We start from the raw sequence: 17,983 nt of genomic DNA on the forward strand, positions 1-17,983 counted from the left end.
CATGTGCATACTTGGCTCCGAGCGTGATTCTCCTCCACGAGGCGTCCTGCGACAGCACCAACCTCTAGCCGATGTCTTCGCCGGCATGCACGACCGGCTGCGATCCGTCAGGCTGACCAGAGCCAGAACAGGTCTGGCTAGACGATCATTCTGCCTTCAGCTCGCTCGCGGCCAAGGTGCTCAGCCTCTCAATTAGTAGCTCGACGCGCTCCGCATGCGCTCGATAGACCACATGACGCCCGGCCTTCGACGACGACACAAGGCCCGCATGCGCAAGGACGGTGAGGTGACTGGACATCGTATTAGCCGGCACGCTCAAGCTCGACGCCAAATCGCCAGCCGTTGCCTCTCCCTTCTCAGCAAGCATGGCCATGCACCGGAAGCGCGTTGGCTGCGCGAGAGCGCTCAACAGGATCACCGCGTCTGACAGTTCCATGTTACGAGAATAATCGAAAAGTTCCGCCGATCAACCGCCTACGGCGGAATTGCTGAAGGCGCGCTTAACCACCAAAATTGGTACGACGTTTCTGGAATTGTGGAAATGATGTGCATCATCTTCCTATATGAGTTGCAGGGGCCGCTCTCACGGCTCCTGGATCTGGAGTCCACCACGCGACTGAAGGGGACCGACCTATGCACGCGTATTCCACCATTGAAGAGCTTCACGAATTCAGCCGCCCGCCGGTAACGTTCTACTGGCCGGACCCGCTCGATCCGGACGACCGCAACGATCCGCCCGTCCTGGTCACCAAGCGCCGCCTGATCCGGCTCGCAATCGTCGCCGCTGAAACTGGAGCGCGCTTTCAGCGCGAAGGCCTCGAGCAGGATCCCGTAGCATGGCTGCTCGCGCCGTTGGCGCTTTTCGATGGCGGCGACGCCATCGATGCCTCTCTTGAGCTTGCCGGCTGCAAGCGGGCGATCCTGCTGCATGCTCTGGCGATCGGCTTGGACGCCGACCCCAGCCTGCTCGACGACTTGCTCGACCAGAGGTCGGGAGGGCAGCCCTCGCCGCTGTACGTCTGACGGTCGCCACTTCGACAAGAAAGGAGACGAAGCTTGAGTGTTCCGGAACAAATTCCGCCTCTGAGGAAGGGGCCCTTCATGTCCAAGCAGCCGAATGCGCGCCCAGCTGCGCCCAGGAAGCGTGAGCCGCAATGTTCGCTCCCAGCCAGCGATGGCGAGCCCGATCGCGCTGCAGGTCGAAGCGTCCGCCGCCTGATCAGACCGAAGCGCGGCCGTAGCTCCCTGGCTCGCCAGATGCCCACGCCGCGGCTCTACACCGCCACCATCATCTATGCGGACGGGAGCCTGATGATTCAGGCATTCCATGCCTCGGTGGCCCATCATCACGCACAGGTTGTCCAACGCCTTCGTTCGAGATTCGGTGACGACGTCGTGGGGATTGCGGAACTTCGCTGCGGCTTCTTCCCCGCCACGCCCATTGCCGCTGCGATCGTCCCCCCGGCCGTGGCTGACATGATCCGCGAGATCGAGCGCAACTGCACGACCCCCTCGGCACTCGCGTTTGCCGTAGACATTGAACAGCGCATCGAGATCTGACCAGTCTGGCGCCTGCATTTACATAGCGGCGCCTGAAGCCGCCAGGAGAAGCAAATGAATGGAACGAAGGAAGTCGGACGCGATCATGCGTCCGGAAACGAAGACGTACGCCTGCTCCACCGGGTCCGACTTCAAGACGGACCGACAGGTGAAGGATGCGACGTCGCTGCCAAGCCTGCGGTCGCATTGAACGTAACCACGTCAGGTTCGGAAGATGCTGGCGACTTCAGCGTCAGTGTGACCGTCCGCCAGTTCCGCTACGATGCTGATGGCGTGGTGACGTACCTCGGCAAGCCGCAACTCTGGTGCATGAGCGCTCCCTCCGCGTGCTCAGAGCTCGAGGTGGCCGCCGGCAGCGTGGAAGCCGGTCGGTTCATGGACGATGCGATCGGTCGACAGGAATTGCTGGACATGCTGCGCACCTCGTCCATCATCGTTTCTCATGGTGCTGCGTTCGCCCGCCCATGGATCGAAACCCAGCTGCCGCAGGCAGCCGATCTGCCCTGGGCCTGCTCGATGACGCAGATCGACTGGCGGAGCCACGATCTTCAAGGGCGATCGCTGGGGTACCTGCTATGTCAGATCGGATGGTTCATCGACCCAAAGGATGATGCGAGCGAAGTCGACGGACTGATCCAGCTGCTCCGTCATCCCTTCGCAAGCGATCGTTCGGCCCTATCGCTGCTCGTGGAACGGTCTTCGCATCCATCGTGGCTTCTCAGAGCCTATGGCGCCTCATTCGACGTGAAGGACGAGCTTCGCGACCGCGGATACCGATGGGACGGGGACCTTCGGGTCTGGTGGAAGGAAGTGTCCGATGCAGAAAAGCTGCCGGAAGAGCTCTGGCTGGCGCTCAACGTCTACCGCGCCGGCAGAGGAGCCCGAGGGATGGGTCCAGAGTGCGAGGAGCTGACGGCGCGAACTCGCTTTCGCTAGTCGCGGCGGCGGGCAGGCGATGGGGCGGATGACCGTACGGCTTGGCCGCCCCTCCTAGCCCGCGAGAAGCGACGTGGCCTGCTCGCGGGATAGGCCGTACTTCGCCTTGAGCCAATCGACTTCCGATCCGCAGGCTCCGCATGAGAAGCATTGAAAATGGCGCGCGCGGTCGTGCAGGTAAAATCCTCTAGCCGCATCCGGATGAAGACTGCAGGCCGCTCTGACCACATCCTCGCCGCGCGCTTCCGGTTGACCCTTGAGGACGTCTACGAGCAGCGCGTCGCGAAGATGAGGCTGGCTACCCTCAGGGGATCGGAGAGCCCGCGCCAGCCTTTTGTAGCGCTCCGCGGCAAGAGGCGCCAAGCGACGCGCTTCGTCGTCTCTGCTGGAGTGGATCGCAGCGAGCTCGACCTCGCTGCCCAGCGCCGCGAAGCCGAAGGCGATGCCAGAAACTCGCTTGCTGGCGCCCGGATCCCAAGTCTCGGCAGGCGTGCTAGCCTCCGATACGAACGTGCTACCCAGTGGCAGGAGGCCCCAGGAGATTGCGATGGCATCGAGGAACTGACGCCCCGGAGTCAGAGCATCTGCGACCGCGCGCGCGCCGGCGAACAGTACCTGTCGAACCGTGCCGTCAGGCATTTCGAGTGCGAGCGCATCGCCCGGCAGCGTTCGGCGATATGCCATCCGTTCCTCCTTCGGTTTGCCTCTCGATCGATCGCGTCGATCGTCGACGGGAGACGGGAAGGTCAAGTAGCGAAAACGGCAAGGCGAGTGTCAAGCCGGACCGAACTGCTCCAGAGGCAAAGGCGTCCAGTTCCGGGCGCGCGTTCGGCATACGCTCGCCTGGGCGGCTATCAGCTGAAGGTTCGACTTTGTATCCAGCCTGCCTGCAGTACGACTGGCGGCCAGCCACGGGGCGCGGAAGGGTTGAATTTGATGGAGCGGCCTGCAACGGAAACTTTCACGTCGCAATGAGGGGTTCCATGAAGAAGATCGTGCAGGTTGTTTGCGTCGTGCTCCTCGCGGCGACAGTGATGTTCGGCGGCCGCTGGTACCTGTACGTGGCTCGCGCAGAGAGCCCGTACGACGAGGTCGGCATCGCACTGAACAGTCACGCGCCGAAGCCGTTGCGCAGCTGGGGCTGCCATAGTCTACGCGAACGCTTCCCGGATCAATTGCCGCCCTACGGCTGCGCCGGAGCTGACGGTCGCACTTGGCTTTGATGCCTAACAGGCGACGTTGAAATGGTCGCTGGCCGACGCAGAGTAATCAAACGGGAGCAACAATGAAGCGTACGATGTTTTTCACGGCTGTGCTGGGCGCAGCGACACTATGTCTCGGCGCGTGCGACAAGGCGGACCGCCAGGAGCAGGGCAGCGCCTCTTCCGGCACCGCGGCACCTAACCAGGTGGACGCCTTCATCGCGGCCCATAATCGCTTGCTTGGCTCTTTTGGGTACACCGAGCAGGCGGCAAAATACCGCAAGGCTGATGTCGCGCACGCCACGCTCGAGGGCGAGTTTCTGGTCGATGCCGGTATGATCGACAAGGGCATCGAGCAGCTGAAGGCTGCTCGCACTCTATCGGGTGCTTCCGCTGAGCTTGAGGGGGCTGCCGATGCGCTGATCGGATCCTTGACCAAGGTGCGAGCGCATCTCGCGGACCTCTCCCCCTACTATACGGGCAAGGCCTATCTGAATGATAAGCTGGCCCGGGGGCGTAAGGAGGATCCGCAGATGCTCGCCGAGCTCGATGCTGCCGATGCGGACCTGAAGCGGTTCGGCGAGATGCTCGACCGCGAGACGCTGAAGCGAGACACGGCTGCGATCGAGAAGCTGAAGGCTGACGGCGATATCCTGGGTTATAACCGCCGACTTGCGATGTTCCGCGCCAACGGGATGATCAAGCGCTTCGTCGGCTCCCAAGCCCGCGACGCCGCCCTGTTTGCCCAAGGCGATGCGGATGCTGCGATTATCGACCAGGCGATTGCTGCCGCGCACGCTGCCGCAGCCAAGTCGGACGGGAAGGATCCGCCAGAACTACACTTCCTGTCTTCGATGCTCGGGAGCTACCGGACGTTCAAGGAGACGCGCCGCCCCACGCATGCTGAGCAGATGGTAGCGAGCTACAATCACGCCGTGGAAGCCGCCAGCTGGTGAGATAGGCGGGGGTCACCGCCTCCACGGCGCCTCGCGGGCATCTGGGCGAGCTCCCTAGTAGGCTTGCCTATTTGACGCAGCGAACGAGATCAGACGAGCGGTCGGAGCCTAGCATCCGGGTGCCGTCCGGCGACAGCCGCAAGGTTCCCTTGGAAGGCTCCTCGCCGTCGGTCGAGACGTACTTGCTGGTGTACGCGAGGCTGTTGAGACCGGTCATACGGACCTGCTTCACCTCTTCGCGGTCCTCGTAGTAGACGATGGTCTTGGCCGTAACGGTGAATCCCGCGCTGTTCTCGCCTCCCCGCAGATTGCAGTCGCCCAGTGTTCGAGCCCACTCCCCTCGGAACTTGACTGGAATGACGGAGCCAGTCTGGCCGACGGAGCCGCTTGCAAGCGCGGCGGCCGTCGCGAGGATCATTGGTAGGCTATGCATGGTCTTCCTCAACCCGAATAGAGCTGGCCGCTATACCGGCATGTGCCGCTATGGCTAGACATGAAGATCGCGGTTCGCTGACCGGGCTGGAACGAGCCGAGAAATGAGTTCGGGACGCGCGCATGCCGACCGCATTCCTGACGGCCCAACGAGCGCCCATGGACGAAGCCAGTCACACGCGCTCTGCTGTAACCCTCCGGTCGCAGCTCAGATGAAAATCCGAGCGTTCCTGCCACTCCCGCGGGGTACAGCCGTATCGCCGCTTGAACAGTCGATGGAAGTGCGACATGTCCGAGAAGCCAACGGAAAAGGCCGTGTCCATCACGCGCTCGTAGCGATAGCTCAGGCGCTCTGCCGCTCTCGCCAGGCGGATGTCGTAGAGCTCTTGCGTGAAGCTCAGTTCCGCATCTTCGAACGCCAGATGGCCGGCGCGCTCTGAGACTCCGACTGCAGCCGCCACGTCCCGCATACAGAGGCAGGGATTCGAGTAGCGCAAGGCCATGACCTCGAGCATGGCAGCGACACGAGCAGCGCCTAGGGCTGGACGTGCTAGCCGGTCTTGCTCGTCGGGCCCTGCGGCACAGAGGCTGGAGACGAGCTCCGCCATGTGCCGCTCTGCGAGCGGATGCAGAAAGCCGGTCCTGGCTGCCTCCTCCCAAGCCGTTCGCGCATAGCTGCCGAGCAGCCGCATCACCGTAGTGTGGCCTCGATGCCGTTGTCCAAGGACCGCATCCGGCTGCACACCCCCTAACATTGCGCGGCTGAGGCGAACGAGCAGCAGCCGACTTCTGGGCCAGCCGGTGTCGAGCGTCCGATCGAAGCGCGCCAGCATGCCGTCACCGGCCTGCAGCCTCACGCGTTGTCCATGATGGTCCGTCCAGCCCTCGCCGCTCAGTGACAGAAAGAGAACAAGGTCCTCGTCACCATCACTCAGGCACGAGGCGTCTCGATTGTTGCGGGTGTCTGTAAGATCCACCGTTGCGAGACGCAGCCCAGCGCCTCCGACCGCCGCGAAATCGACGGACAACGTGCCTCCATCGAGCGACGACGGATTACAGCCGGTGAGGGTCTGTCCCATCTGGTCCCGCCAAAGCGCAACCCGATCCCGTTCAGGCAGGTCGTTGGTGGAGAAGCGGATCAGCCCCGGGCTGTTCGGTTGGCTGCTCTCCCGTCCATCTTTATTGCGGTCCTGTCCACGCATGCGGCCAACCCTTTCGCTAAGCTCACAAGATCCAAGGCATTGCGAATCGTAGAAGCGACTGCAGCAGACTGGCGCCGAAGTCCTGTGGAGTCACCGATAACCTGCGCCACTGCGATGAATAGCGAGGGAGGAGCGCGAAATGGGGGTAAATCTTCAGCCAGATGACCCGATCACCAGCATTCGGGTTGTCACGCATACCGCGGACAAATTCGCCGCCGGCACCGATGACAATATCTACATTCGCCTGATCGAGATCCCGAAGGCCACGAAGGCGTATCAGTTCAGACTGACCGGGAATGGATCGAACCGATTTGAGGTAAATTCGACCGACACGAGCTGGGCTCCGGCGAGCTATTTCGCCGGCTTCGTAGTGAACGATATCAGTATCGTTCAGCTCTACAAGGACGCCGACTCCATCTATGGCGGATGGGCCTTCGACAAGATCGAGATCTATGTGAACGAGCAGCCCATCTACGCGACGCCGGAGGGTCAGGGCGTCGTGTGGCTGGAGGATGAGAGCCCACATCGCCATTGGACGGCACCGGACTTCCATCGGGTCGAGTTCACGAACCCGAAGATCAACGGCACTGGCAAGATCCAGGCGAAGCCCGGCGGGGTCATAAGCCACGAGTTCTCCGCGACAGGAGGCAGGCTCGATCTCAAGTGGAGCCTCTCCAAGCCAGCTACGAGCGGCTGGTCCCCGCCTACCATTACCATCACGGACAAGCGGCGCATCCTGCTCTCAGGCGTCGGCGGTCCGGACGGGACGATCTGGCAAGGTACTCTCAGCGTCACCGACGCGGATGGCAGAAGCTCCTCCAAGACGATCAGCATCGCGAGCCTGAGCAAGCTTCCGGCTCCCACGATCTCTGACATCTCACCCGAATTTGGCTGGGTGGATGCTCCTCCCGCAGGCCCTGGCGCCACCCTTGTCACTATAACCGGTTCCAGCTTCGATGCGCGCGTCGGGCAGACGACGAGGGTCTTCTTCACTGCGGCCGCCGGTGGCACGATCGAAGCCAAGGTGGCTCCCGACATGCTATGGGAGAACATGGTCACCGTGCCGGTCCCGACCGGCGCGGCGAGTGGTCCCATCCAGGTCGCCACCGCGACCGGCACCGGCAACTCGTCTGAGACATTCACAGTTCACCCAAGCGGCTATCGCTTTGCCAGCGGATTTGCATTCGTGAACACGATGAGCGGCGGGGAGGCAGACGGCTTCCCGGACGAGTTCAGCTGGGATCGCTATGTTGAGGCTTATGGCAAGGGCGAGATGTACCTGTTCGGTGCGTTCGACGAAGTGGTGCCCAGCCCCAAGGCAGAGATCTTCTATCACGCTACCCGAGACCTGATCGGAAACGGGTGCTGCCACGGCTTCGCGATGACATCCCTTCGCTTCAGGCAGCGCATCATCTCCGATTACAGCATTCCGGTCGAAGGCAATCCGTACCCGCTGGAATGGTCTCTCTTCGACAAGTCGAACGGCGCGTCGTCACCCGCTCCCGCACTGAGCCACCTCATCCAGGTCGGCCAGCTCGCAATGATGAGCTCCGAGGCGCTCAGCTTCTACACCACTCGGCTCGTTTCCATCGGCAACGTCGCTGGGGCGCCGAACACAATGGATGCGAGGCCCATGCTTCAAGACGTGCGGGACGAACTCAGTCGAGGCTGGGTCGACCCTCGCATGATTGCATTCTCCAAGGCATGGAACCCTTTGGAAGGGCACGTGGTCGTGGCGCACGCCGAATCAAACAACCAGGTGCACGTCTACAATCCGAACAGCCCGGCCAAGCGCGAGGGTCCCACGAACGATCCCATCTCCCACTTCGACATAAACCCTATAACGGGCAACTGGTCGTTCAAGTTCGACACCGTGAATGCCCCTTGGCACGGCAAATACTGCTTCACCATCCCGCTTTCGGCATACGGCCATCAGGGCCACTGGTCTCTGGTGACCGTAGCGGAGCTGTTCAACGCGGCCATAGCCTATTTCGGAAGCTGCGTTCCCGGGCCGGGCACGACCGTAGAACCCCTGAACGGCTTGCAGGCTTCCCCTGTCATGGCGCCCCGGCCCATCCATATGATGAACGCGAAGTCGGTCAGGCTCCGCGTAACGTCGAGTGACAAGCCAGGCCTCGTCAGCCTGATGCTCGACTCCGGCGTTGCGCTTTCCGTCGAGGAGATCCACGGCACGGTGCTGATCGACCTCGATCTGACTGCACAGACGTTCCAGATTACGGAGGAGGCGCTTCTTAGCGACGTTCGTCCGGTCGCTCGAGCCGTTCGACACGAGAAGCTCGATCCAGTCGCGCGTACCTATGCTGTTCGGGCCTCCGCCGGCACGCCTCGGGGCCAGGTCGGCCTCGCGTGGAAGAAGGACGAGATGCGCCTCTTGGCGAATGTGGCCGCGATCGACCTTCACACGCGCCGTGTGGACCAGCTTGCCCGCGACGACGCCGTCGAGCTGATCGCCCTGCCCAAGGAAAGGGTCACGAACGCGCTTGTAACGATGTTGGACGACGGTGCTCCACATCTGACGGACGCAGGCGGACTCCCTGTCGATCTTACGTCGATCAAGAGATACCAGCCGCGGCTTCCGACCCATGTTTCGACCCTCGACGAGATCGCGCCTGCGATCCGCGCCAACGGCCGAGTGGATGGGTCTTCATCTGGAAGAGTGTCCCCGCTCGACCCCAAGGTCGATCCACGTAAGGTGCCCAACCCTCGGATCCCGATCGATCCGACCCATGGCCGCGTCGTCGTTCCACCTGTCGTGCCTCGAATGCCGCTGGAACAGACGGTAGATCTCGGCACAGCAAACGGAAGCGCGATCAAGGTCCGCTCGGCCACAAAGGCTAGCGCGCAAGTTACTTCGAATGGCCGCCTCCAGCTGTCGGTACCTGCCGGCAACCGGCGCGAATTGCTCGTCGAGGAGGCGGCCGGCTACCGTACCTTTCCGCGCTCGATGATGATCAGCACACCCGAACCCGACGCTCGCTCGATGGCCGCACATGTCATTCTGGCAGAAGCGCCTGGCATCGTTCAAACTGGTGCGAAAGCGCGCTCCGCCTCAGTGCCCATCACCCTGGTGGTCGGAAATGTGTCGGTGAACGCGGCCACCATCGATTTCGCGCCGAGAAAACGGCGCTGCGGTCCGGGGGTCGACCAGCCGGCCGCTGAACCGGACTTCGCCCTTTCGCAGGCAATGCAAGCGCTCGGAGCTACAGTCACCAAGACCAGTCGCGGCCGAGGGGGTGTTACGGTCGCAATCAGCTGGCCACCGGCAGCCGCTCAGTCCGGCCGCCTTGCGCTGGGCAGTCTGATTGCCGATGTGCCAGATCTGCCTGGTTCGGCCTGGACCATCGGCGGGTACGCGTATGTCACGACGCGTGAGGGGCAGGAAGTGGACGCACGCGTCGTGCCGATCGAGCTGCGGTGTCAAAGCGTATCGAGGGGCCGACCTCCAATACGTGACCGCGGGGGCCGGGGCCCGATCAGTCTACCGCGGGGACCCTTCATCTCGGCTGCCAAGACCGTTGCTCAGGGGGAGAAGGTCTTGCTCAGCGTCTCGCCGCTGCCTGATGGCGTGACCGCAGTGGGCTGGTGGTCGACCAGTATGGGAGGCCAGATCGAGATCACGCAGCAGAACGGCACCGAGGCACAGGCGAAAGGCATTTTGGCGGGCCCGGTTCGGATCAGCGCCATGGTCGGTGACCAGATCCTCCATCGCACCATCTGTATTCAGGCCGTGGCGGGCTGGTCTCCCCTCGACGCTGAGGAAACGCCGCAGCCGCCCATTCCCAGCGTTCCCGCGCGGACCTTTGACCCGAGTGTCGCCACGCTGTCGCAGCGGTTCCGCGACCCCATCTGGAACCCGGACATCTTCAGCAGTCGGGTGGATCTCGGGAAGGGGATAACGTTCAACCCCGGGTCGAAAATGATCCGAGGGGGATGAAGCAGGCGGCGGCCGACGAGATCCGCAAGCTCATGAGCGGGTTCGGCTAGATCACGCAGCAGCTCTCGAACCGCGGGACACCGGAGGCTTGCGCGTCGCTTGCTACCGAAAGATGGAACTTGGGGGCGGCTTGGCCTTGCCGCCCCCACAAGCTCACTTCGCCAGCGACTTTGCCATGTTGAGGTGCGCAGTGACCGTCGGGATCAACTGTGTGGCGAAGCTGCGTAGCGGCTGAGGCACCCCCTGGTTGGAAGCATTAGCCTTCAGGGCATCAAGCGTTTGCTGATGTGCTTCCACCTGGGCCGTGGCATAGGCCTTGTCGAGAGCCGTACCATCCAGTGCCTTCAGCCCGTCGAGTTTCTGCTGCTGCGTCGCCGTCAATGCGGGATCGGGCGTGATCGCCGGGCTCGCAGCCGCAGCCGCCGACTTCAGCTTGGCCGTCGAATCCGTGTGCGCTTTGATCATGCTTTCCGCAAACTTCTTGATCGCAGGGCTGCTTGCATGCTGCTGCGCGAACTGTGAGCTAGCGATCTCGAAGGCGTCGCTGGCGGCAGCTGCATTGGCGAACGACTGGCCTGCAGAGGCGGGAGCCCCGGATGTCGAGGTGGATCCGGCACTTGCGGCATTCCCCGTAGCTACCACCGTATCGGTCCGATGCGTCTCCGTCTTGGATCCGCAGCCTGCAAGTGCAACGGCGGCGATACCCAGCATCGTCCAGCGAACAGCGTACATTCTTGTCTCCCCTATCGAGCGCGAACCGCGCAGGCGACTAGGGAACGCCGTCGAGAGGGCGCCGTTCCGCCGAACTCTCCGTCGACTAGGGCGTTGAGCGCGCGAGCGCATGAGCGCCTCAAGGAGATCCGCATGAGCATTTTCAGCAGCATTCGCGACCGCATTTTCGGCCACAAACGCGTCGAGACTCCAGCACCTTCGACCGAGGCCAGTCCTTCCACCCCAGTTGCACAGGCCCCTGCGGCCGCACAAGCTGAGGCCGCGCAGCAACCAACGACTTCCGTCGACGTCGGAGCGGTCCTCTCGGAAATGGCAGCGATCAAGGGTGGAGGTGGCAACTATCAGCAGTCCATCGTGGATCTGCTTAAGCTCCTCGACCTGGATTCGAGCCTGGCCGCGCGAAAGGAACTCGCTGACGAACTGAACGTGCACGCGGGGGCTGATGGAAGCGCCGAACAGAACATCGCGCTTCATAGGGCGGTCATGGCCAAGCTGGCAGAGAACGGTGGCATAGTCCCTGACAGCCTGCGGAACGCCTGATGGCAAGCGCGGAGGCCAGTGTGCCTCTGCGCTTCTCATAGCGGCGAAGCCGATAGGCGGCTGCCAGACGGTGGTTGCCCGACATCGGCGGACGCGTGACGACGCTTCGAACTCATCGACGTGCGCGCGTTATTCAGCGGTCAGCGGGAACCTCATCGCTGCTCCGGCTGCGCATATCCAGCCACGGAGGCAATGAAGCAAAATTTGAACGTCGTTTTTCAAGATCAGATCAGGCGTTCTTGGCGCTACCACTCCTCACAATCGCTTCGGCAACTGGAGCATCCTGACGTGAGAATCCCGACGTTACCTCAAGCAGGGCGGCACGTAGCCTATCGCGCGTGAAAGGCTTCGACACCACACCGTTCGCGAGGTCGTCACCGATCACGTCGCGGACATCAGCATTGCCGCTGATGATGATCGACCGCAAATCGGGCGCTACGGATCGCACCTGCCGGATCAGCTCCAATCCGGACATCTTCGGCATTGCGAAGTCGGTGATAAGGAGGTCCGATGCTCCGGGATCCTGGCGGATCATGTCGAGGGCAGTAGCGGCATCACCGCTATGGACAACACTATGTCCCAGATCCTCCAGCATAGCGACGGTCGTCAGCCGCACCGCGTAGTGATCGTCGACGAGAATAACCCGCAAGGGCTTGGGATCGGCGGCGAAGAACTCGGTCGTTGAAGGACTATCCGCCAGGCGAGCGCAAGCCTCCGGCATCCACAGCTGAACCCGGGTACCCAGGCCCACTTCGCTTTGAACCCGGACGATTCCACCGGATTGCTTGACGAAGCCGTACACCATACTGAGGCCTAGACCGGTGCCCTTTCCGACCGGCTTGGTCGTGAAGAACGGCTCCAGCACCTGATCGAGCTGATGCGGGGGAATGCCACAGCCGGTATCGCGGACACTCAAGATCACGTAACGGCCGGGTGCGAGGGTCGTATCGTCGGCTCCCGCGACCTCTGCATTCTCAGCAGAAACGGTAATCACCCCGCCATCTGGCATTGCATCGCGCGCGTTGATGATAAGGTTCATCAATGCCAGCTCGAGTTGAGCGGAGTCGGCATAGACGGCCGACACACCTGGCTCGATCTCCCACACGAGCTCTACCAGGCCGCCAAGCGTGTGAGCGAGGAGCTCCGTGACCGTCGTCGAAAGAGCTGACAGCTCGATCGTCGCGGGTGCCAGCTTCTGACGCCGGCTGAACGCGAGAAGGTGCTTCACGAGCTCGGCGCCCTGTTCGGCAGCATGCCGGGTCATGTAGATCACCTTGCGCTGACCTTCGTCCAGAGCGACGCGCCGCTCGATCATGCTCAAACCGCCAAGCATCGCTGCGAGAAGGTTGTTGAAGTCGTGGGCAATGCCGCCGGTCAGCTGACCGATCGCGTCCATCTTGCGTGCCTGGATCAGCTGGGTTTCCAACTCCTTGCGCTCGGTAACGTCCAGCAAGGTGCCGGCGAATTCCAGGGGCTCGCCGAAAGCGTCACGCAGGAGCACCGCCTGATCCAGGAAATGCTTGTAATGCCCGTCGGCGGTTTGCCATCGATATTCGACCGCGAGGGAGCGTCCTTCGGGGCGCTCCGCCAGTGCCTCGACGACCCGCTCCCGATCCTCCGGGTGCAGTCGATCCACCCACAAGCTTGGCGTCGCCTGAATCTCCTCAAAGGCAAAGCCCGTCAGCGCCGCGAAGTTGCCACTGACGAACTTCGGCACGCGCGGAGACGCGTTTACCTCCTCCAGATACAGGACGATCGGCAAAGACTCGATGATCGCAGCCTGGCGCTGCTCGGCCAGCCGCAATGCCTGCTCGGCGCGCAGCAGCTCCGCGTTGGCGCGCAGATTGGCGTCGAGCAGCGCCTGCTCCTGACGCGCCTTGCGCTGTATCTCCTTCGTCATGGTGAACAGGTCGACGAACACCGCCACCTTGGAGCGGAGCACCACCGGATCGACCGGCTTGAAGACGTAGTCGACCGCGCCCATCGAATAGCCGCGCAGCAGATGCTGGTCTTCCTTGTTGACCGCCGAGAGGAAGACGATCGGCACGCGCTTGGTCTGCTCGCGGGAGCGGATGATCTGCGCGGTCTCATAGCCGTCGATGCCCGGCATGAACACGTCGAGCAGGATCACGGCGAATTCGCCTTTGAGGAGGTGGCGCAGCGCCGCCTCTCCCGAGTTGGCGACGACAATCTCGGCCACATCCTCGAGCACCGTCGAGATGGCGAGCAGGTTGCGCTCGTCATCGTCCACCAGCAACACCCGCGCCCGCGCAAGCGGCGCATCCTCTCCGCTGGCTGCCAGAAGCGAATCCGCCAGCAAGGTGGTGGTGGCCGCCGTCATGTTCGCTCGCACCTGCACCTCAGTTCGACTCCGCGACGATCAACGCGACCGCCTGCGACGCTTCCCGCGAACGGGCGATCCACACGCGCAGCAGCGCCATCAGCAGATCGATGTCGACCGGCTTGGCGATATAGTCCGATGCACCTGCGTCGAGGCACTTCTGCCGATCCCCCTTCATGGCCTTGGCCGTCACGGCGATCAGGGGCAGGTCCGTCAGCTGTGGTCGCCGGCGGATTTGCTGCATTGTCTCGTAGCCGTCCATCTCCGGCATCATGATATCGATCAAGGCGATGTCGATTCCGTCGGTTGCTTCGAGGATGGCGATGCCTTCCCGCCCGCCCTCGGCGTGCAGCACCTGCACGCCATAGCTCTCCAGCACGCTGGTGAGCGAATAGATGTTCCGGATGTCGTCGTCGACGATCAGGACTTTGGCGCCTGCCAGTTCGGGTACCGTGCGCGCCGCCTGCGGCAACGGATCGGCGGCCCCTGGCAGTAGCTCGACCACCTTGGGCTGCTTGCCAATCTGCGCGGCGAGATCGTTGAAGACCGTTGTCAGCATTTCCTTGTCGGCTGGCTTCTCCGTGACGCCATCCGCACCGAGATCCAGGGCCTTCGCTACCTTATCGGCGCCCGAAATGACGTGGATCGGCACGTGCGCGGTTGCAGGATCATGCTTCAGTAGATCCAGCAGCACGAAGCCGTCGATGTCGGATAGGCCGAGGTCCAGCGTGATCGCGTGCGGCTGTAGCTTGCGCACCATCGTGAGCGTGCCGGCACCCGCTGCCGACACCACGCCTTTCAGGCCTGCCGTGCGCGCGATATCAAGGAGGATGGAGGCGAAGGTGGAGTCGTCCTCCACGATCAGCACGAACGGATCCCCGCCCAGATTGTCACGATCGTCGGAAAGGTCGAAGGCGTTGGGCAACGCGGTCGGCACCATCGCGCCCGAATTGTCATAGCGCGCAGTAGCGCCGGGCGATGCGGTCGCAACAGGCGCCACCGCATTGAAAGGCGCAAACAGCGTGAACGTCGATCCCTCGCCGGGCCGCGAACGCACCTGCAGTTCGCCGCCCAGCAGGCGCGCGATCTCTCGGCTGATCGAAAGACCGAGACCCGTGCCGCCATATTTGCGGCTCGTGGTACCATCGGCCTGCTGGAACGCCTCGAAGATCAGCTTCTGCTTATCCTCCGGGATGCCGATGCCGGTGTCGGTCACGGCGATCTCCATCGCGCTGTCGACGCTGCGCAGTACCGGATGGTTGGTGCTCCATCCGCTTGCCGCGGCGCGTACCCGCAGCGTCACCGAGCCGCGATCGGTGAACTTGAAGGCGTTGGACAGGAGGTTGAGCACGATCTGCTGGAGGCGCTTCTCGTCGGTGCGAATGGTGGCGGGCAGGCTCGCATCGAACTGGACGTTGAAGTCCAGGTTCTTGTCCGCCGCCAGCTGGCGGAAGGTCCGCTCCATATGCTGTTTCATGCTGGCGAGCGGCATCTCGCCGACTTCGATCGAAACCGTGCCGGACTCGATCTTGGACAGATCGAGGATGTCGTTGATCAGGTTCAGCAGGTCCGATCCGGCGCCGTTGATCGTGCGGGCGAATTCCACTTGCTTGTCGTTCAGGTTGCCCTGCGGATTGTCCGACAGCAGCTTGGACAGGATCAGCAGCGAGTTGAGCGGGGTGCGCAGCTCGTGGCTCATGTTCGCCAGGAACTCGGACTTGTACTTGGAGGTCAGCGCGAGCTGCTCCGCCTTCTCCTCGAGCGCGCGCCGCGCCATCTCAATCTCGAGATTCTTGGCCTCGACCTGCTTCTTTTCGTTCTCGAGAAGCTGCGCCTTCTCCTGCAGCTCCTCGTTGGTAGCGTGGAGCTCCTCCTGCTTGGTGGTGAGCTCGGTCTGCCGGGCCTGAAGCTCCTGGGTGAGCAGCTGCGACTGCTTGAGGAGGCCCTCGGTACGCATCGTCGCGGCGATCGTGTTGAGCACGATGCCGACCGATTCCATCAGCTGGTCGAGGAAGCTCTGGTGGGTCTCGTTGAACTCGCCGAACGACGCGAGCTCGATCACCGCCTTTACCTCGTCTTCGAACAACGCCGGCAGGATCGCGACGTTCGCCGGTGCGGCATGCCCGAGCCCGGACCCGATACGAAGGAAGTCGGAGGGGACCTTCTCCAACACGATCGGGCGCTTGTCGGCAGCCGCTTGGCCGACCAGACCCTCACGCAGCGCAAATTTCGGCTTGAGCGCATCCTTCCGCTCGGCGCCGTAGCTCGCCGCCAGCTCGAGCGTGGTCTCATCGCCGTCGCGGGTGGTGACGTAGAACACGCCGTACTGCGCGTTCACCAGCGGCGCCAGCTCCGACATGATCAGGTTGGACACGGTGGTCAGGTCGCGCTCGCCCTGCAGCATGCGGCTGAAGCGCGCGAGGTTGGTCTTGAGCCAGTCCTGCTCCGCGTTCTTCAAGGTCTGTTCCTTGAGGTTGCGGATCATCTCGTTGATGTTGTCCTTCAGCGCCGCCATCTCGCCCGAGGCCTCCACCGCGATCGATCGGGTGAGGTCGCCCTTGGTCACGGCGGTTGCCACGTCGGCGATCGAGCGCACCTGGTTGGTCAGGTTGGCCGCGAGCTGGTTCACGTTGTCGGTGAGATCGCGCCAGAGGCCCGCGGCGCCCGGCACGCGCGCCTGGCCGCCCAGCCGACCCTCGATGCCCACTTCGCGGGCCATGTTGGTCACCTGGTCGCCAAAGGTCGACAGCGTGTCGATCATGAAGTTGATCGTCTCCGCCAGCGCGGCGATCTCGCCCTTGGCGTCCACGGTCAGCTTGCGCTTGAGGTTGCCCTGCGCCACCGCGGTCACCACGTCGGCGATGCCGCGCACCTGGTTGGTGAGATTGGTCGCCATCAGGTTGACGTTGTCGGTCAGGTCCTTCCAGGTACCGCCCACGCCCGGCACCTGCGCCTGGCCGCCCAGCTTGCCCTCGGTACCCACTTCGCGCGCCACGCGGGTCACTTCTGAGGCGAAGCCGTTCAGCTGGTCCACCATGACGTTGATCGTGTTCTTCAGCGCGAGGATTTCGCCCTTCACGTCGACCGTGATCTTCTTGGACAAATCGCCGCGGGCGACGGCGGTGGTCACGTCGGCGATGTTGCGGACCTGGCCGGTGAGGTTCGCCGCCATCAGGTTCACATTGTCGGTGAGGTCGGCCCAGGTCCCGGCGACGCCCCGCACCTGCGCCTGCCCGCCCAGCTTGCCCTCGGTCCCGACCTCACGCGCCACGCGCGTCACTTCCGAGGCAAAACCGTTGAGCTGATCCACCATGGTGTTGATGGTGTTCTTCAGCTCCAGAATCTCGCCCTTCACGTCGACGGTAATCTTCTTGGAAAGATCGCCCTTCGCCACCGCCGTCGTCACGTCGGCGATGTTGCGCACCTGACCGGTGAGGTTGGCGGCCATCGCGTTCACATTGTCGGTCAGGTCCTTCCAGGTACCGCCCACGCCCGGCACCTGCGCCTGGCCGCCGAGCTTGCCTTCCGAACCCACTTCGCGCGCCACGCGCGTCACTTCCGAGGCAAAGCTGTTGAGCTGGTCCACCATGGTGTTGATGGTGTTCTTCAGCTCCAGGATCTCGCCCTTCACGTCGACGGTGATCTTCTTGGAGAGATCGCCCTTCGCCACCGCGGTGGTCACCTCGGCGATGTTGCGCACCTGGCCGGTGAGGTTGCCCGCCATCAGGTTCACATTGTCGGTCAAATCTTTCCAGGTGCCGCCAACGCCTTCCACCTGCGCCTGCCCGCCCAGCTTGCCTTCCGAGCCGACTTCACGCGCCACGCGCGTCACTTCCGATGCAAAACCATTAAGCTGGTCCACCATGACGTTGATGGTGTTCTTCAGCTCAAGAATCTCACCGCGAACCTCGACGGTGATCTTCTTCGACAAGTCGCCCTTGGCCACGGCGGTGGTCACGTCGGCGATGTTGCGCACCTGCCCCGTGAGGTTCGCGGCCATCAAGTTGACGTTGTCGGTCAGGTCCTTCCAGGTGCCTGCGACGCCGGGCACCTGCGCCTGGCCGCCGAGCTTGCCCTCGGTGCCCACCTCGCGGGCCACGCGGGTCACTTCCGAGGCGAAGCCGTTC

The 17,983-nt window shown here is 63.0% G+C and carries 14 protein-coding genes; 7 read left to right on the forward strand and 7 right to left on the reverse strand.

The annotated features are described in order from the left end of the window. Positions 1-145: 145 nt before the first annotated feature. Positions 146-436: an ArsR/SmtB family transcription factor gene (locus SPI01S_RS20955; RefSeq protein ID WP_066727203.1), complete on the reverse strand. Its 291-nt coding sequence runs from the start codon at positions 434-436 to the stop codon at positions 146-148. A gap of 197 nt (positions 437-633) precedes the next feature. Between SPI01S_RS20955 and SPI01S_RS20960 the strand changes: the two genes are divergently transcribed. The 3 genes from SPI01S_RS20960 to SPI01S_RS20970 all read left to right on the forward strand — a co-directional run bounded on the left by SPI01S_RS20960 (position 634) and on the right by SPI01S_RS20970 (position 2,496). Beyond that, positions 634-1,023, forward strand: coding sequence for a hypothetical protein (locus tag SPI01S_RS20960; protein WP_066727205.1), 390 nt, complete (start codon positions 634-636; stop codon positions 1,021-1,023). Positions 1,024-1,101: 78 nt separating this feature from the next. Next, positions 1,102-1,560: a hypothetical protein gene (locus tag SPI01S_RS20965; protein ID WP_157084826.1), complete on the forward strand. Its 459-nt coding sequence runs from the start codon at positions 1,102-1,104 to the stop codon at positions 1,558-1,560. Between the two features lie 54 nt (positions 1,561-1,614). Beyond that, entirely contained in the window at positions 1,615-2,496 is an 882-nt protein-coding gene (locus tag SPI01S_RS20970; protein WP_157084827.1) for a DNA polymerase III subunit epsilon, read from the forward strand. Between the two features lie 54 nt (positions 2,497-2,550). Here the strand turns inward: SPI01S_RS20970 and SPI01S_RS20975 are convergent, their stop codons facing one another. Continuing rightward, positions 2,551-3,180 carry a CHC2 zinc finger domain-containing protein gene (locus SPI01S_RS20975; RefSeq protein WP_066727211.1) on the reverse strand — a complete coding sequence of 210 codons (630 nt, stop codon included), beginning with the start codon at positions 3,178-3,180 and terminating at the stop codon, positions 2,551-2,553. Between the two features lie 299 nt (positions 3,181-3,479). Here SPI01S_RS20975 and SPI01S_RS20980 point away from each other — a divergent pair, with 299 nt between their 5' ends. After that, a complete protein-coding gene (locus SPI01S_RS20980) occupies positions 3,480-3,719 on the forward strand; it encodes a hypothetical protein (RefSeq protein ID WP_066727229.1) in 240 nt (79 codons plus the stop codon). A 62-nt stretch (positions 3,720-3,781) separates the two neighbouring features. Continuing rightward, the gene (locus SPI01S_RS20985; RefSeq protein WP_066727213.1) at positions 3,782-4,654 is read left to right on the forward strand and encodes a DUF3829 domain-containing protein; all 873 of its coding nucleotides are present in this window, start codon (positions 3,782-3,784) and stop codon (positions 4,652-4,654) included. A gap of 67 nt (positions 4,655-4,721) precedes the next feature. On the opposite strand, the gene SPI01S_RS20990 is transcribed toward SPI01S_RS20985, so the two are convergent. Together SPI01S_RS20990 and SPI01S_RS20995 are read right to left on the reverse strand one after the other, a co-directional pair. After that, positions 4,722-5,072, reverse strand: a complete 351-nt coding sequence (locus SPI01S_RS20990) for a hypothetical protein (protein ID WP_066727217.1) — start codon at positions 5,070-5,072, stop codon at positions 4,722-4,724. Between the two features lie 187 nt (positions 5,073-5,259). Then, positions 5,260-6,288, reverse strand: a complete 1,029-nt coding sequence (locus SPI01S_RS20995) for an AraC family transcriptional regulator (RefSeq protein ID WP_066727219.1) — start codon at positions 6,286-6,288, stop codon at positions 5,260-5,262. A 139-nt stretch (positions 6,289-6,427) separates the two neighbouring features. On the opposite strand from SPI01S_RS20995, the gene SPI01S_RS21000 reads away from it, so the two are divergent. Beyond that, entirely contained in the window at positions 6,428-10,243 is a 3,816-nt protein-coding gene (locus SPI01S_RS21000; RefSeq protein ID WP_066727220.1) for a PLAT/LH2 domain-containing protein, read from the forward strand. A gap of 153 nt (positions 10,244-10,396) precedes the next feature. Here the strand turns inward: SPI01S_RS21000 and SPI01S_RS21005 are convergent, their stop codons facing one another. Continuing rightward, entirely contained in the window at positions 10,397-10,975 is a 579-nt protein-coding gene (locus SPI01S_RS21005; protein WP_066727225.1) for a DUF4142 domain-containing protein, read from the reverse strand. A gap of 132 nt (positions 10,976-11,107) precedes the next feature. Between SPI01S_RS21005 and SPI01S_RS21010 the strand changes: the two genes are divergently transcribed. Then, positions 11,108-11,515 carry a DUF3597 domain-containing protein gene (locus SPI01S_RS21010; RefSeq protein WP_066727231.1) on the forward strand — a complete coding sequence of 136 codons (408 nt, stop codon included), beginning with the start codon at positions 11,108-11,110 and terminating at the stop codon, positions 11,513-11,515. Positions 11,516-11,744: 229 nt separating this feature from the next. Here the strand turns inward: SPI01S_RS21010 and SPI01S_RS21015 are convergent, their stop codons facing one another. Further along, complete coding sequence (locus SPI01S_RS21015; RefSeq protein ID WP_084253671.1) at positions 11,745-13,856, reverse strand: response regulator; 2,112 nt, start codon at positions 13,854-13,856, stop codon at positions 11,745-11,747. A 19-nt stretch (positions 13,857-13,875) separates the two neighbouring features. Further along, on the reverse strand, positions 13,876-17,983 hold a 4,108-nt coding region (locus SPI01S_RS21020), incomplete at its 5' end, for a hybrid sensor histidine kinase/response regulator (RefSeq protein ID WP_066727227.1).

The organism is Sphingomonas pituitosa NBRC 102491 (assembly GCF_001598435.1).
Lineage (GTDB): Bacteria > Pseudomonadota > Alphaproteobacteria > Sphingomonadales > Sphingomonadaceae > Sphingomonas > Sphingomonas pituitosa.

What these genes read in the sequence shown, in the direction of transcription:
- SPI01S_RS20955 (WP_066727203.1), bottom strand. Translation starts at nt 436, where the DNA reads ATGGAACTGTCAGACGCGGTGATCCTGTTGAGCGCTCTCGCGCAGCCA.
- SPI01S_RS20960 (WP_066727205.1), top strand. Translation starts at nt 634, where the DNA reads ATGCACGCGTATTCCACCATTGAAGAGCTTCACGAATTCAGCCGCCCG.
- SPI01S_RS20965 (WP_157084826.1), top strand. Translation starts at nt 1,102, where the DNA reads ATGTCCAAGCAGCCGAATGCGCGCCCAGCTGCGCCCAGGAAGCGTGAG.
- SPI01S_RS20970 (WP_157084827.1), top strand. Translation starts at nt 1,615, where the DNA reads ATGAATGGAACGAAGGAAGTCGGACGCGATCATGCGTCCGGAAACGAA.
- SPI01S_RS20975 (WP_066727211.1), bottom strand. Translation starts at nt 3,180, where the DNA reads ATGGCATATCGCCGAACGCTGCCGGGCGATGCGCTCGCACTCGAAATG.
- SPI01S_RS20980 (WP_066727229.1), top strand. Translation starts at nt 3,480, where the DNA reads ATGAAGAAGATCGTGCAGGTTGTTTGCGTCGTGCTCCTCGCGGCGACA.
- SPI01S_RS20985 (WP_066727213.1), top strand. Translation starts at nt 3,782, where the DNA reads ATGAAGCGTACGATGTTTTTCACGGCTGTGCTGGGCGCAGCGACACTA.
- SPI01S_RS20990 (WP_066727217.1), bottom strand. Translation starts at nt 5,072, where the DNA reads ATGATCCTCGCGACGGCCGCCGCGCTTGCAAGCGGCTCCGTCGGCCAG.
- SPI01S_RS20995 (WP_066727219.1), bottom strand. Translation starts at nt 6,288, where the DNA reads ATGCGTGGACAGGACCGCAATAAAGATGGACGGGAGAGCAGCCAACCG.
- SPI01S_RS21000 (WP_066727220.1), top strand. Translation starts at nt 6,428, where the DNA reads ATGGGGGTAAATCTTCAGCCAGATGACCCGATCACCAGCATTCGGGTT.
- SPI01S_RS21005 (WP_066727225.1), bottom strand. Translation starts at nt 10,975, where the DNA reads ATGTACGCTGTTCGCTGGACGATGCTGGGTATCGCCGCCGTTGCACTT.
- SPI01S_RS21010 (WP_066727231.1), top strand. Translation starts at nt 11,108, where the DNA reads ATGAGCATTTTCAGCAGCATTCGCGACCGCATTTTCGGCCACAAACGC.
- SPI01S_RS21015 (WP_084253671.1), bottom strand. Translation starts at nt 13,856, where the DNA reads ATGACGGCGGCCACCACCACCTTGCTGGCGGATTCGCTTCTGGCAGCC.